General features: G+C 40.5%; 14 protein-coding genes and 1 tRNA gene. 8 read left to right on the plus strand and 7 right to left on the minus strand.

Translation table 11 applies throughout. The annotated features are described in order from the left end of the window. Nucleotides 1–7 precede the first annotated feature (7 nt). The 3 genes from queF to FTU95_RS04900 are packed head-to-tail and all read right to left on the minus strand — an operon-like array spanning nt 8 to nt 2,528. Nucleotides 8–823 (minus strand): NADPH-dependent 7-cyano-7-deazaguanine reductase QueF, encoded by an 816-nt coding sequence (gene queF / locus FTU95_RS04890; RefSeq protein WP_005097527.1) that lies wholly within the window; start codon nt 821–823, stop codon nt 8–10. Next, nucleotides 823–1,596: an ABC transporter permease gene (locus tag FTU95_RS04895; RefSeq protein ID WP_005097525.1), complete on the minus strand. Its 774-nt coding sequence runs from the start codon at nt 1,594–1,596 to the stop codon at nt 823–825. The genes queF and FTU95_RS04895 overlap by 1 nt, the downstream gene beginning before the upstream one ends. Next, nucleotides 1,593–2,528 carry an ABC transporter ATP-binding protein gene (locus FTU95_RS04900; protein WP_100357432.1) on the minus strand — a complete coding sequence of 312 codons (936 nt, stop codon included), beginning with the start codon at nt 2,526–2,528 and terminating at the stop codon, nt 1,593–1,595. The genes FTU95_RS04895 and FTU95_RS04900 overlap by 4 nt, the downstream gene beginning before the upstream one ends. A gap of 178 nt (nt 2,529–2,706) precedes the next feature. Between FTU95_RS04900 and FTU95_RS04905 the strand changes: the two genes are divergently transcribed. After that, nucleotides 2,707–2,782 (plus strand) — tRNA-Arg (locus FTU95_RS04905). A 486-nt stretch (nt 2,783–3,268) separates the two neighbouring features. Next, complete coding sequence (locus FTU95_RS04910) at nt 3,269–4,186, plus strand: LysR family transcriptional regulator (protein WP_005097509.1); 918 nt, start codon at nt 3,269–3,271, stop codon at nt 4,184–4,186. Nucleotides 4,187–4,223: 37 nt separating this feature from the next. Here FTU95_RS04910 and FTU95_RS04915 read toward each other — a convergent pair whose 3' ends face one another. Then, on the minus strand, nt 4,224–4,397 hold the full coding sequence (locus tag FTU95_RS04915) for a hypothetical protein (RefSeq protein WP_005097508.1): 174 nt from the start codon (nt 4,395–4,397) through the stop codon (nt 4,224–4,226). 873 nt (nt 4,398–5,270) lie between these two features. Between FTU95_RS04915 and FTU95_RS04920 the strand changes: the two genes are divergently transcribed. After that, on the plus strand, nt 5,271–5,489 hold the full coding sequence (locus FTU95_RS04920; protein ID WP_005170167.1) for a hypothetical protein: 219 nt from the start codon (nt 5,271–5,273) through the stop codon (nt 5,487–5,489). Between the two features lie 161 nt (nt 5,490–5,650). Here FTU95_RS04920 and FTU95_RS04925 read toward each other — a convergent pair whose 3' ends face one another. The 3 genes from FTU95_RS04925 to FTU95_RS04935 all read right to left on the minus strand — a co-directional run bounded on the left by FTU95_RS04925 (nt 5,651) and on the right by FTU95_RS04935 (nt 7,664). Beyond that, on the minus strand, nt 5,651–6,001 hold the full coding sequence (locus FTU95_RS04925; RefSeq protein ID WP_005097506.1) for a hypothetical protein: 351 nt from the start codon (nt 5,999–6,001) through the stop codon (nt 5,651–5,653). Between the two features lie 198 nt (nt 6,002–6,199). After that, a complete protein-coding gene (locus FTU95_RS04930) occupies nt 6,200–6,865 on the minus strand; it encodes a hypothetical protein (RefSeq protein WP_005097504.1) in 666 nt (221 codons plus the stop codon). A gap of 100 nt (nt 6,866–6,965) precedes the next feature. Continuing rightward, on the minus strand, nt 6,966–7,664 hold the full coding sequence (locus FTU95_RS04935) for a DNA polymerase III subunit epsilon (RefSeq protein ID WP_005097503.1): 699 nt from the start codon (nt 7,662–7,664) through the stop codon (nt 6,966–6,968). 538 nt (nt 7,665–8,202) lie between these two features. On the opposite strand from FTU95_RS04935, the gene glyA reads away from it, so the two are divergent. The 5 genes from glyA (at nt 8,203) to FTU95_RS04960 (ending at nt 13,546) form a co-directional block, all read left to right on the plus strand. Further along, nucleotides 8,203–9,453, plus strand: coding sequence for a serine hydroxymethyltransferase (glyA, locus tag FTU95_RS04940; RefSeq protein ID WP_005097502.1), 1,251 nt, complete (start codon nt 8,203–8,205; stop codon nt 9,451–9,453). Between the two features lie 504 nt (nt 9,454–9,957). After that, nucleotides 9,958–10,362: a nucleoside diphosphate kinase regulator gene (rnk, locus tag FTU95_RS04945; RefSeq protein WP_005097501.1), complete on the plus strand. Its 405-nt coding sequence runs from the start codon at nt 9,958–9,960 to the stop codon at nt 10,360–10,362. 291 nt (nt 10,363–10,653) lie between these two features. Then, nucleotides 10,654–11,445, plus strand: coding sequence for a hypothetical protein (locus FTU95_RS04950; protein ID WP_005097500.1), 792 nt, complete (start codon nt 10,654–10,656; stop codon nt 11,443–11,445). A gap of 16 nt (nt 11,446–11,461) precedes the next feature. Beyond that, a complete protein-coding gene (locus FTU95_RS04955) occupies nt 11,462–12,595 on the plus strand; it encodes a toxic anion resistance protein (RefSeq protein WP_074383320.1) in 1,134 nt (377 codons plus the stop codon). 33 nt (nt 12,596–12,628) lie between these two features. Beyond that, the gene (locus FTU95_RS04960; protein WP_074383319.1) at nt 12,629–13,546 is read left to right on the plus strand and encodes a hypothetical protein; all 918 of its coding nucleotides are present in this window, start codon (nt 12,629–12,631) and stop codon (nt 13,544–13,546) included. Nucleotides 13,547–13,550: the final 4 nt, after the last annotated feature.

Raw genomic sequence — 13,550 nt, forward strand, 5'->3', positions numbered from 1 at the left:
AATGTTTTTATTGTCGCGCTAATCGAATAGGGCGAGGCATCCATGTTAAATCCGATACACGGCAAGGGTTGATATCCAATCCACCGCGGCGTGTATAGGTTGCGTAGACCATCAGCTTTTCCGGTTTCAGTTGTTGCCAGAGATCGGCAAACATCTGCTCCACGCATTGTTCGTGAAAACCGTTATGCTGACGATAAGAAATAATATAAGCCAAAATACTCTTATAACAAGGTTTTTTGCCCTGATAGCGTATAAATACTGTACCCCAATCCGGTTGTCCAGTGACTGGGCAGTTACTTCTTAATAAATGTGAATACAGCTGGATTTCAACTTCTTCGGTATGGTTCGCATCCAGAGCCAAAAGACTCGCATCAGGATGATTTTCCAGACGTTCCGGAATTAGTTCATCAATGCAGATGCCTTCAGGTTTGGCAACTTCCAAGTCATCAACCTGAAATAAATCTAACGTAATCTCTGCGCCAGCCGCAGCAGATAAATCTTTTTCCACCGTGGTGATAAAGTCAGCTTGAGATTCAAATTTGGCAAAATTCAAACTATTAAAGTAGAGCTTGAGTGATTTGGATTCAATCAGATTCGGCGAAGAAGCAGGCAGGCTGATCCGTCCAATTGCGACTTGCGGCACACCGGCTGAATTTAACCAGGAAATTTCAAAAACATGCCACCAGTCGGTGCCTTGCTGAATCGCGTCGACATGCGCGTATTGTTCACGAGCAGGTGCGCGCGAAATCGGAAACAGAACATCCGGCTGATATTCTGTCGGGTAATTGGTGTCTTTACCAAGAAGAGATTGTTCTACACTCATTATTCACGCATTCCTGAACCACGGGAGAGTAAATGATAGGCCAATGCATAGAGCAGGCCGCAACATAAGGTGACCACTGCAAGTGAAACAGTTACATTGACATCGCTATGTCCTAAAATGCCATAGCGGAAGGCATTGACCATATACACCACAGGGTTGATCAAAGATAAATTTTGCCAGAATGGACTTAAGGCAGAAATTGCATAAAACACACCGCCTAAATAAGTCAGTGGCGTTAAAACAAAGGTCGGGATAATCGAAATATCATCAAAAGATTTGGCATAGACGGCATTGATAAAACCACCCAAAGAAAACAGCAGGGAGGTAATCAATACGGTATAAATCGTCACAAACCAGTTGGTAATGTATAGATCTGCAAAAAACAAACTCACGGCACTAACAATAATCGCCACCAGTACTCCACGAATCACACCGCCCAGCACATGTCCCCAAAGAATGGCATGCATCGGTACCGGACTCATGACCAGCTCTTCAATACTCTTTTGAAATTTTGAACTGAAAAAACTGGAAGAGACGTTGGCATAGCTGTTGGTAATCACGGCCATCATGATCAGACCGGGCACAATGAACTCCATATAGCTATAGCCGCCCATGTCTCCAATCCGCGAACCGATCAGATTGCCGAAAATCACGAAATACAAGCTCATGGTGATGGCAGGTGGTAACAAGGTTTGCGGCCAGATCCGCATAAAACGGCGGACTTCTTTATATACAATGGTATATAAAGCTACGCTGAGTTGATTAATGTTCATTGCGCAGCTCCATCCAGATTTTTTTCGACCATTTTGACAAAAAGCTCTTCCAGACGATTGGATTTGTTACGCATACTGCGTACCTGAATATTCTGTGATTCCAATAGCTGGAACAGATCATTCATGCTATGTGCCTTGTCCATGGTAATTTCTAAGGTCATCGGGTCGATTAAATTAAAACGTACCCCGATAATCTCCAGATGCAAAGGTTCAATCGGTGCTGCAAGATCAAAAATAAAGGATTCTTCATTCAGCTGACTTAGGAAGCTCTTCATGCTGGTGTCTTCTTTAATCACACCACGATCGATAATCGCAATGCGGCGACACAGCATTTCGGCTTCTTCTAAATAGTGGGTGGTGAGAATGATGGATGTCCCTTGCTCATTCATCTCGTTCAAAAACTCCCACATTGAACGACGTAATTCGATGTCGACACCCGCAGTTGGCTCATCCAGAATCAAAAGTTTCGGTTCATGCATCATGGCACGTGCAATCATCAAGCGACGTTTCATACCGCCCGACAGCATACGCGCCTGCGTTGCACGTTTTTCCCATAGGCCCAGCTTGGTCAGATAGAGTTCAGCCCGTTGCTGTGCAATTTTTTTAGGAATACCGTAATAGCCGGCTTGCGTCACCAGAATGTCGAAAGTTTTTTCAAACTGGGCGAAGTTAAATTCCTGAGGAACCACACCTAAACACTGTTTGGCTTGGGAGGGGTGGGTATCCAGGTTGTGACCGAAAATTTCGACTATGCCGGCGGTTTTTTTTGTTAATGAACTGATAATACCGATGGTGGTGGATTTTCCGGCGCCATTTGGCCCCAGAAGTGCATAAAACTCACCTTCTGGTACATTTAAGTTGATTCCTTTTAATGCCTGAAAGCCATTGCGATAGGTCTTTGACACATCTCTTAAGATCAGTGCATCAGTCATGAATATCTCAAATGGTGAAAAGTTGAGATATTGTGAGTGATCTTGGAAAATAAGCCAAGTGATTCACATGGAATTCTGTGTTGCTGTTTTGGAACATTGTATAAAGTCTAAGCATAAAATGACGAAGTTATAGATAGTTGCTTTACCTTATGATTTTTTTTGTTATGATGTGCATCGCGCGCTCATAGCTCAACTGGATAGAGTACAGGTCTCCGAAGCCTGTGGCGTGGGTTCGAGTCCCGCTGAGCGCACCATTTTCTTATTTCTTACAACATAAAAATCTCTTTAAATTAAATCTTTATACCAGATCGCTTTTCATAAAACTTTTTATTCAGTGCCACCATATAGATTGCATTGCTTAAATCGAATCTCAAACTCTGTCTTTTCACTTTATTCGATACTGCTCAAAAATAATCTTAAAAGTTTTCAGACAAACAAATGACATGCTCATTTTCTTTTACTTATTCTGATTCTATATTTTGAGTTGATACGCTAATTCACAACAGCTTTAGGTGTTTTAAATACGAGAACTGATTGCAATGCAGAGTACGATTCTTGAATATCTTGAGGATGAAATAACTCAAATGTTTTTAATAAACCGATTTTTGAACAGATTATTTGTTGAGTAAAATTCATTAAAATAATTTAAAAGTGAAAATATTGAAGTGAGCATCCTGAAATAGATTATGCTATTCACCAAGCTTGAGTAGCTGATTTCTGTATTTTTTTGGGTAAGCCATATGATAGAACTACGACATTTAAAAACACTGACAGCGCTAAGAGAACATGGATCACTGGTTGCAGCGGCAGGAGATCTCTGTTTAACACCTTCAGCTTTGTCTCACCAATTGCGCGAACTCGATCAATGGTTCGGGGTTGAAGTGGTCAATCGCCGTAGTCGCCCTGTGAGTTTTTCTAATGTAGGTTTACGTTTGTTGAAACTGGCTGATGATGTGCTACCACAAGTACAGATAGCGCAAAGTGATATCACACGTATTGTGCATGGACAGACAGGCCGTATTATATTCTCGTCAGAGTGTCATAGTTGTTTTGACTGGCTAATGCCACTTTTGAATCAGTATCGTATCCAATATCCAGATGTTGATTTGGATTTTGCTTCGGGCTTTGAAGCCAATCCGCATGAATTGTTACAAACGGGCGAGTTTGACTTACTGATTACTGCCGATCCGATTGCACTCAAAGGTGTGGAATATTTCCCGGTATTTGAATATGAATCACGTTTGGTGTTGTCTAATACACATCCTTTAGTACGTGCCCAAGAGATTACGGTGCAGGAACTGGCAGAAGAAACATTAGTAACTTATCCGGTAGATAAGCATCGTCTGGATATCATGTCACGCTTGTTTATTCCTGCGAATATTTTGCCAAAACAGATTCGGACGACCGATCTGACTCAAATGCTGATTCAGCTTGTTGCCAGTGGTCGTGGGATTGCGGCATTGCCAGATTGGGTGGTAAATGAATATGAACAGAAGGGCTGGGTGACTTCGCGCCGTCTGGATTGTGTAGCCCCTGAAGGCTTACGCCGTACTTTATATGCAGGTTATCGAACTGAAGAAAAACAGAAAGATTACTTTGAGGGATTCTTAAAGCAGCTTGACCGATTCTCTAAAAAGCGGGCACAGTATTACACTTGATCCTAATCTCAAAGGAGCAGGCTCAATAATATGAATATTAAGGATTCTGTTCCTCTTCATCCTGATGTTGTTGACGGATTTGGTCTCTTTTTACCTGAGGGTCTTTATCTACGCCCAGCTGGCCGCGCTGCATCTCTCGATCCTGTTTTTCTTGTGGGTCCAATTCCTCTTCTGGAAATTCTTCATTAATTTTTTCATCTGGATGAGTCATCGCAATATACCTTTTCTAGAAATATAAATTTGTTTTGATCGATTTAATATCGGGTTTGAGTACATTTGTTTATTGTATATGAGCGACTTTATTACACTGTTGTTTTATAACTGATTTGATTTTACAAATTGTGATGCTTATAAGTGTGTTTATACAGTACATTTTAAATAAAAATTAGTGCTTTATGTTCAAAATAACAATGGATTATATCTATAAGAAAATTACTTTTAATTCGGCTAATTACAGCGGTTCCTGTAGAGGTTCGCTAATTTCTGAGTAGCGCTTATTATTCTCAATAATTTAAAAAAATAAATTTTAAAAAACTGAATAAATTAATAAAGGATGATGTGAACACATATTGAGCTAAATTAACTTAAATTAAAATTTTATAGAAATCATATATTTATTCTAAAAATATTTTCTTCTAAAAAGAATAATATTTGGAAATTAATAAGCCTGAAATATCATAATTTAGTTTTGAAAAATGACAATTTAAATCTTGTATGAGTCTTCTTTTAGAAGTGTAAAGAGGGCTTGTAGGTCTGAAAAATGTTGCTATATTGAATTCATGGTAGGTCGTAAAACCAATAAGACGCTACCGATAAGTTGGACGGATCAATGACAGTTAGTTGAGTTTGATGTTGATCACCAAACAATAAATCTAGCACTAGCCATCCAACACAGAGCTCGCAGCAATGCGAGCTTTTTTAATGTCTGTTATAAAGCTTTGTTTAATGATTCCAGATAATTTCTTTTCTAATTGATTCATATAAAAAAGTTTACATTGCCAAATTCGCTAACATCTTGACGTTAAATAAGCGATTTAAGTGTGATATAAAAAATGGAAACTTAGAAAATAGAAAGGAGAGGAAAATGTCAAAGATTATTGATATAAAGGTGAAAGACCAATTTAGCAAGGTCATTGAGGCGAAAGCTTTATTACGTTCATTTGTAGAGCAACATCAGCATGATGCAATTGATCTGGTAAAAAAAATTGAACATATTGTAGTAGATGGCGAAACTATTTTACCGAGTATTGAACTGTTATTTGAAAGTCAAAAGTCTTCAAATATTTATAAAGTCGTAGAATAACTGGATCAATACGTTATACAAAGGTGAAAAAATTGAGTCCATCTATCCGATATTACAGGTTTAGCCATTAAAAACTCACCTTCCTGGTGAGTTTTTAATGAATGCAGAAAAGCAAAATTTAACCCCTATTAATAAAAAAGCCCACCGAGGTGAGCCAGAAATCAGATGTACTTAAGTTGTACATTCACATCATATTTTTCAAATTCTTGCAGAATCTGTTTTAAGGTTTGCTGAGCGGTGATATGTTCGGGGCTTAAAGAAATTTCCTGACGAGTATTACTGTCAAAACATTCAATGGCTTGAATCAGCCAATAGTATTCGATAGGGCTTTTTTGAATCACTACACGTCGCGGTTGTAAACTGTCACTGAGCTGGCGGGGCAGTACATAGGTAATTGCCAGTTGCACAAGTTCCAGTTCTTCAGCCGGACTTAAAAAGGTAATGACCCAATTGCCCACCTTGCTCAGTTGCATGGGGTTATCAAACGCATCGAATTCTAAATAATGTGGCATATAGCAACCAAGCGGATTTTAATGATCACTATATGGCGAGATTTTCAGGTTTTTTCTATCCCGCTTAAGTCTGACATTTCAGGATTTAAATTTAGAGATAATATAAATATAGTGTAAAATCAATTGTCTATATTTGAAATCTAAATCTGCTTGATTGCTAAAGTCACTCATTTAAGAGTTTAAAAGACTAAGACATGCTTATTCATGAGCTTGATTTTGCTGTAATTGTGCCAAAGAAAAATTGATCTGTTTTAGAATGTAATTCAATTCTTGCGGAGGAAGTCGGCTTTCCTGCAGTGAGGTGATCCACTGTATTTGGCACATTTTTAAACTGCGCACATCCTGTACCTGTAAAATATGCTGAATTTGCTGTTTGGCCATCAAGCCACAATATTTTTGTAAGCTTTCCATCATCATATATTTGAGGTCTTCAAAAGATAAAGCTTGCGGTTCGGGTAGATGGGGTTGATTGTCTGGATTTGTTTCAATAGATGAGTTTTCTTGCAGCTCTTCGATAGGAACTAGGAGGTTTTTGCGGTTCTCGGTTACAGAAGGGACGGGCAGAGGTGAATTTAAGGGACGGTAAATCTCGGAATGCGCCAAATTGATTTTGGTATCGACTTCTGTGCCGGTCTGATGTGGACTGTTTGATATTATGCTGGTGTGAGCCGGAACAATTAAATCCATTTCACAAAGTTGCTCTAAAAGCTCGGCGGGAGCTAGTTGCTGCTTTAATCTCTCATGTAACAGATCAAAATCTTTGCTGCCGATTAGCACCAATAAGCGGCGTTGGCGTGCGGTCAAGGGGATAGAGCGATTCTGTAGCACCTCGACCCCACGTGGAGTTTTATAAAAATGCATCATAGCTGAATGAGTTGTTCACTAAATTCAGCTAGAGCATAGTCTGGGATAATTACAATAATATGAAGAATATATTAAAAAACAGATACTTGTTTTAAGGGGTTTAAAGCGTACTAATCGCGGTATTTTCGAGAGCCTTGCGCAAATAAGGATCCAGTTCATCTTGGCGCAATAGCCATTGCACATAGTCGGCAGGAAGCTCTGCAATTGCGCTACCGCGATGTTTACCAAAGTTAATTGTGCGTGGAATTCGGGCATCTTCAGAAGCATCGAACAGTTCCTGCATACTGTTGATTTTCAGGTGGTGTACGATATGCATCAGGATGTTGGCAGTTAAAATAATATCCATATCGGCACGATGCGCTTTACGGATCATTTCGCGCGCTCGTTCACTGCCTTTGGTAATCATATAAATCAGTGCAGAAATATTATGTGCTTCTGCATCGGGCCAGACCCGACGTGCTAAAGCCAGTGTACAAATCGCTTTAATTTTCGAGGTATCTACCCCACATTTTTCGACAGCACGAACGTCATAATCAATATTATGACCAATCATATAAATCGTTTCATCTGGCAGGCGAAAGGTACTGTAATGTGGCTGACCTTCCAGGTCAGACTCCAGAATATGATGCACCGCCATGGCGGCAAAAGAAATGGGTTCGTCACATGAATAGAGCTGATCAAACAGGCGGCTTTTATCCATACTGATTTTATGGTCTACAATTGCGACAGGCGCATAGGCAATTTCAATGGGTTGACCATTTAAAGTATGCGTTTCGGTATCAAGAATAATGGCCTGCATGCGTTGAGCACCATAAAAGAAGAGACAGACTCATATTAACGATAAATTGGGAAAAAGATTAGGCTGAATATTAAAAAATATACTTTTTAGCGCAAAGAATGCTGTTAATAAATCCAATCTTGCTGCAGGTTAAGGCTCAGAACTCTCATGCAGGAAAAGATTTAGCGGTACACCTGAAATGTTCTAAGGGTTAACACGCAGTTGCTGTTCTAGATTTATAGAGGATAAAAAGGTAAGCGGAACTTAGCTTGAATCTCATTTTAAAATGCTTGCAGAGCGCTCGAGAAAACCAGTCTTTTCACATTTCAAGCAAGACTAGATAGTGAAGGAATAAAAAATGCTCAAAATTTTAAAAGTTAAAAACTTTAACGCCAATTCAATAATTTGATTTTACTTAAATTGGTCATGATTTCTAAAGGCTGGAGCAATATTTATAAAAAACTGCAGAAAGTTCATGATCGAAAATGCAAAACTTCATGCTACAATACGCGCCAATCTTAGCACGGCTTAAAAGCCCTAAATCAATAGGACCTCGCTAATGTTTGCCAATATCTCTATTGCTGAATTTGATCCAGAATTAGCTCAAGCAATCTCGAATGAAGATGCTCGTCAAGAAGCTCATATTGAGCTAATCGCTTCTGAAAACTACTGCTCACCAGCAGTCATGGAAGCTCAAGGTTCAAAACTCACTAACAAATATGCGGAAGGCTACCCAGGTAAACGCTACTATGGCGGTTGCGAATACGTAGACGTGATCGAACAATTGGCGATTGACCGTGCTAAAGAACTCTTTGGTGCTGATTATGCTAACGTTCAGCCACATGCTGGTTCACAAGCAAACTCAGCGGTTTACTTAGCGCTTCTTAACCCTGGCGATACAGTTTTGGGTATGAGCCTTGCTCACGGTGGTCACTTGACTCACGGTGCAAAAGTAAGCTTCTCTGGTAAAACATATAACGCGATTCAATATGGTTTAAACCCAGAAACTGGCGAAATCGACTATGAAGAAGTTGAACGTTTAGCGGTGGAACACAAGCCACGTATGATCGTTGCAGGTTTCTCTGCATACAGCCAAATCGTAGACTGGCAGCGTTTCCGTGACATCGCGGACAAAGTGGGTGCTTACCTGTTTGTTGATATGGCGCACGTTGCAGGTCTGGTTGCTGCTGGCGTTTACCCAAGCCCAGTGCAAATTGCTGACGTAACAACGACCACGACTCACAAAACACTTCGTGGTCCACGTTCTGGTTTAATCCTTGCGAAAGCAAACGAAGAAATCGAGAAAAAATTACAGTCTGCTGTATTCCCGGGTAACCAAGGTGGTCCTTTGGTTCACGCGATTGCAGCGAAAGCGATCTGCTTTAAAGAAGCGATGGCGCCTGAATACAAAGAATATCAAAAGCAAGTTGTGGTGAATGCAAAAGCCATGGCTGAAGTGCTAATCGCTCGTGGTTATGATATTGTGTCTGGCGGTACTGAGAACCACTTGTTCTTGTTGTCGTTAATCAAACAAGATATCACAGGTAAAGAAGCGGATGCCTGGTTAGGTGCTGCGCACATTACTGTGAACAAAAACTCTGTACCAAACGATCCACGTTCTCCGTTCGTGACTTCAGGTATCCGTATCGGCACACCTGCAGTAACAACCCGTGGTTTCGGTGAAGCTGAAGTACGTGACCTTGCAGGCTGGATTGCTGACATTCTGGATGCGAAAGGTGATGAAACGGTCATTAACGCGGTGAAAGCGAAGGTTGAAACTGTATGTGCTAAATTCCCAGTTTATGCATAATCGGTTTTAATCGGAAAGGAGCTCCCAACCGGGAGCTTTTTTTATAGCTGTTAAAATGACGAGACAAAAATCAGGATTTGGTTTAGCGCAATTCGAGTTGAACTATATCTATATCGCACCATGATTCAGGCTTAATATTTAATAGCTGATGTTGATAGGGCAAGAAAATGAGTCATCAACAAAATCATATTGCGTTTTTCTGAATCTGGCTTAAAGTCTTTTATACACCAATCTCATTTTTAAATATTTAAAAGAACAGATTTATTCATTGCCAGCTTTTTAGATCCACCCTGTACATTCTGCTTAGTACCTGAAAATTTTTATGCAAATTTCAGACGAGCTCAGGTGTTGGTGCAATAAGCGCTGTGAGTGAGATCATTTTCTTTAAATCTGAACATTGTATTTATAGGAATCATTCAAATATGGGCACAACCTGTATTTGGTGTTCCTGTTGGCTGTTGATTCATTAATTTTTTATTTAGGTATCTAACAAAGGTAATCAGGATGAATAAAACCACTATTATTTTATCTCAGCAGGATTTAGATCGTCTGGAAACCATGCTTGAGCATCAGACCAAGCTGAGCGAAACCATGATTCGTCTGGAAGATGAACTGGCACGTGCTGAAATAGTTGGCCCCGCGGAGATCGCAAGTAATATTGTCACCATGCATTCGCGTGTGTTACTGACTATTGCACCGTCTCCAGAGCCTGTGGAAGTCACACTGGTTTACCCACATGAGTTTAAAGGTGATAAAGGTCAGGTAAATGTGATTGCACCGATAGGCGCAGCCATTCTGGGCTTAGCCGAAGGTCAAACCATTGAATGGCCACAACCAGATGGCCACACCATGAAAGTGACCATTGAAAAAGTGCTTTATCAGCCAGAGAGTACCGGGGATTATCTCTGATATTGTCTTGAACGCATGCTCAAAAGCCATAGTAATATGGCTTTTTTCATCTATGATTTATGATTGATGTTCAAGAGTTTCATCAGACTAAGCTAGCAGTACAGCAAAATTTATCAAACACATTTGCTTTCATTGCAAAAAATATAATTAAAATAAAGATAAAACATGGATTTAGTTAAAGTGATGTAACGAATTTCTGGATAAATATACACAACGTGGTCTGTTTTTTTGCTACATTCGAGGATATTCAAGATTTTTATTTAATCTCTCTAAAAGGATACAGTCTTCGTCATGTCGCGATTTGAAGCTTTACCCGCCTTGACTGACATGTCTTTTGATCGTGAAGAAATACTGGCGATCAAACGTAATGAACTTGTGCCTGTACTGAGCCATCAATATGGACTGAATCATTATGCGGATTCTCTGATTCAGGCACAATCGGTGTTATTAAATGGGGTCGATCCGCATTTGACCCAACAGCTGAGCCAGACCATTGAGCAATTGATTCAGGCTTTGGCAGAATCTAAAAAATATCTGAAAAAACGTAAATTTAATGCACTACAAAAATGGCTTGGGATCGATCTGGATTATGGTTCGAGTCAGGTTGAATATTATCAGCGACTGGACCGTTTACTCGATCAAGCAGATCACCTAAGTCGTAAGTTACAGATTGAAATCCAGAAATCTCAGGCCCGTTTTCAGCAGCTTTTGGGTCTACGTGAGCAGATGGCCAAGCATATTGTCGCGGCAGACGAGTTTTTATCAGAATATCCGCTGTTCATCAAAAACCAGCATCCACTGGATAATTTTTCTGAGCGGCTTTCCAAGAAAATCAATACACTGCGTACCTTGCAAAGCAGTAATGACATTGCCATTACCCAGATGCAGCTTTCACAGCAGCTGTCCTTTAGCTTATTAGACCGCTTTAAAGAAGCGCAACAGGTCTTGATTCCGGCTTGGCAATATCATGTCCAACAAAGCCAGAGCAAGCACTCGACAAGTGATCTGGAAAAACTTGATAATAGCCGTGAAAGTCTGATTAAAACGTTAAAAAAATCCCTCGAGAAACCCTCGAAAACATAACAATATAAGGTGAACCATGACCAAGTCTGATTTAGTAAATTTACCTGTTGAAAGCTCGAATGAACTGGTCGAACAAAAATTTCAGCAAATGGATCTGAAAGAACTGGGCTTGCAACCTGCTGACTTTCAGGAAGTACTGGCAGCACGTAAAGAATTGCAGGATATGAGTCATAACAGCGTGGCTGAGTATGGTAAAAATATTGCGACCAAAACCTCGACCTATACTGATGAATTACTGAATCTGGTCCAAAATAGAGATCTGGATGCGACAGGGCAGAAACTGAATCAGGTGGTGCAGGTGGCCCAGCAACTGAATACCAGCAGCATTTTAAGTCAAAAGAAAAGTTCAGGTTTTTTTGGCAATCTCCTTAGCAAGTTCAAAGGTGCAAAAGGTAACTTTGATGCACATTTCAATACCACCAAAGAGCAGCTCGATGTGCTGGTCAAAGAAATTGAAACCTCGCAGTCCGGTTTGAAAGCGCGTGTAGATACCCTGGATAAAATGTTTGACGGGGTACAGGATGAATATAAACAGTTAGGCGTACATATTGCAGCCGGCCGTTTACGTGAGCAGGAGCTACAGCAGGAAATCTCCGCTTTAACCGCTTTGCCGCAAGATCAAACCACAACACAGAAAATTTATGATCTGAACCATCTGGCCAATAATCTGGAAAAACGGGTCAGCGATTTGCAGGTTTTGCAGCAATCTGCCATGCAAACCTTGCCGATGATCCGGATTATCCAGTCCAACAACCTGATGCTGGTCGACAAGTTTTATGCCATTAAAAATATTACTTTACCGGCATGGAAAAACCAGATCAGTCTGGCCATTTCTCTGAGCGAACAAAAAAACAGTGTCCAGCTGGCCAATACCATTGATGATGCCACCAATGAACTGCTGCGCCGTAATGCAGATCTATTGCATCAGAACTCTGTCGATACCGCAAAAGCCAATCAGCGCTCCGTAATTGATATCGAAACGCTTGAACATGTGCAAAACACCCTCATTAAAACAGTCAATGATGTGATACAGATTCAGAAAGAAGGTGTACAAAAACGCACAGAAGCAACCGTGCGTTTAAAGGCTTTACAGGATAATCTGAATCACTTGGTGATTGAGTCAAGTACGAGCGGATCAAAGCCCAACTAAATATTGTGGTTGAAGATCTAAAAGGAGTAAAGATTGCCTCCCTTAGATGAATATGCGGTGTCTCCTGGTGAGATCAAGCAAGGCGTGGTTGCGCTCAAGAAGCGTCAACGCAATTTGATGTTATTGGGTATCACCAGTTCTACGGTATTTATTGCCTCCATCATTGGTCTGTTTTTTCAGCAGGAACTGGTCTATGGCTTTTTTGGCCTGAGTACCGAAGTGCAGCAGTTACATTTACCGGTCAGTGTAGATGCCACGCTGGCCAGCATTGGTGATAGTCCGGATTATTTTTTTAGTTTGCTGAGCTGGTTTGGCTGGCTGATTATTAAAATTTTTGCTTCTTTTATCGGTGCATTTTTTATCATTGGCCTATTAAAGAAACTGCGTTTCTTTTATGTGCGCTTTCAGTCTTTTGTGCTGAAATTTGTCGCCTGGCTAATTGCCTTTATCGTGATCTGGTCGGGATTAACTTACTGGCAGCATGATTTACGGAATGACCGGGATGATGCTTATCAGCAGGTGGTGTATTACGATAGCAATATCAATGACAGTGAAATTGCACGATACCTCGCCGATTCAGAGATTGCCGCACCGGTAAAATCTTATTTACTGGCACAAACAGCACTTTTGCATAAACCGCAAGATTTATCGGCTGCAAAACCTTATGTATTCAATCTGGTAGAAGCAGAAAAGCAGGATGCAAAATTTGAGCAATATGGCTTTAAGCCAGAACAACTCTGGACCATGCAGCAACAGATCTATGGTCAAGCCATGACACCGGTTGCCAAGAGTGTAAATACGCAAGTACAACAGGCAAACCAGTTGAGTCAGATCACCTATCTGGTGATTATTGGAGTGGCCATTTTATCGGCATTTCTGAGTTTGGTTCTGTTCTTCTTGGCCAATTCAATCAAAGGCCGTTCCTTGCGTATCGAGCAACGGATAAATTAATATT

This window comes from Acinetobacter sp. YH12208 (genome assembly GCF_013418055.1).
Lineage (GTDB): Bacteria > Pseudomonadota > Gammaproteobacteria > Pseudomonadales > Moraxellaceae > Acinetobacter > Acinetobacter pseudolwoffii.

Coding starts and splice junctions, on each gene's coding strand:
- queF (WP_005097527.1), bottom strand. CDS start 823: ATGAGTGTAGAACAATCTCTTCTTGGTAAAGACACCAATTACCCGACA.
- FTU95_RS04925 (WP_005097506.1), bottom strand. CDS start 6,001: ATGCCACATTATTTAGAATTCGATGCGTTTGATAACCCCATGCAACTG.
- FTU95_RS04910 (WP_005097509.1), top strand. CDS start 3,269: ATGATAGAACTACGACATTTAAAAACACTGACAGCGCTAAGAGAACAT.
- FTU95_RS04955 (WP_074383320.1), top strand. CDS start 11,462: ATGACCAAGTCTGATTTAGTAAATTTACCTGTTGAAAGCTCGAATGAA.
- FTU95_RS04900 (WP_100357432.1), bottom strand. CDS start 2,528: ATGACTGATGCACTGATCTTAAGAGATGTGTCAAAGACCTATCGCAAT.
- FTU95_RS04920 (WP_005170167.1), top strand. CDS start 5,271: ATGTCAAAGATTATTGATATAAAGGTGAAAGACCAATTTAGCAAGGTC.
- rnk (WP_005097501.1), top strand. CDS start 9,958: ATGAATAAAACCACTATTATTTTATCTCAGCAGGATTTAGATCGTCTG.
- FTU95_RS04915 (WP_005097508.1), bottom strand. CDS start 4,397: ATGACTCATCCAGATGAAAAAATTAATGAAGAATTTCCAGAAGAGGAA.
- FTU95_RS04930 (WP_005097504.1), bottom strand. CDS start 6,865: ATGATGCATTTTTATAAAACTCCACGTGGGGTCGAGGTGCTACAGAAT.
- FTU95_RS04935 (WP_005097503.1), bottom strand. CDS start 7,664: ATGCAGGCCATTATTCTTGATACCGAAACGCATACTTTAAATGGTCAA.
- FTU95_RS04950 (WP_005097500.1), top strand. CDS start 10,654: ATGTCGCGATTTGAAGCTTTACCCGCCTTGACTGACATGTCTTTTGAT.
- glyA (WP_005097502.1), top strand. CDS start 8,203: ATGTTTGCCAATATCTCTATTGCTGAATTTGATCCAGAATTAGCTCAA.
- FTU95_RS04895 (WP_005097525.1), bottom strand. CDS start 1,596: ATGAACATTAATCAACTCAGCGTAGCTTTATATACCATTGTATATAAA.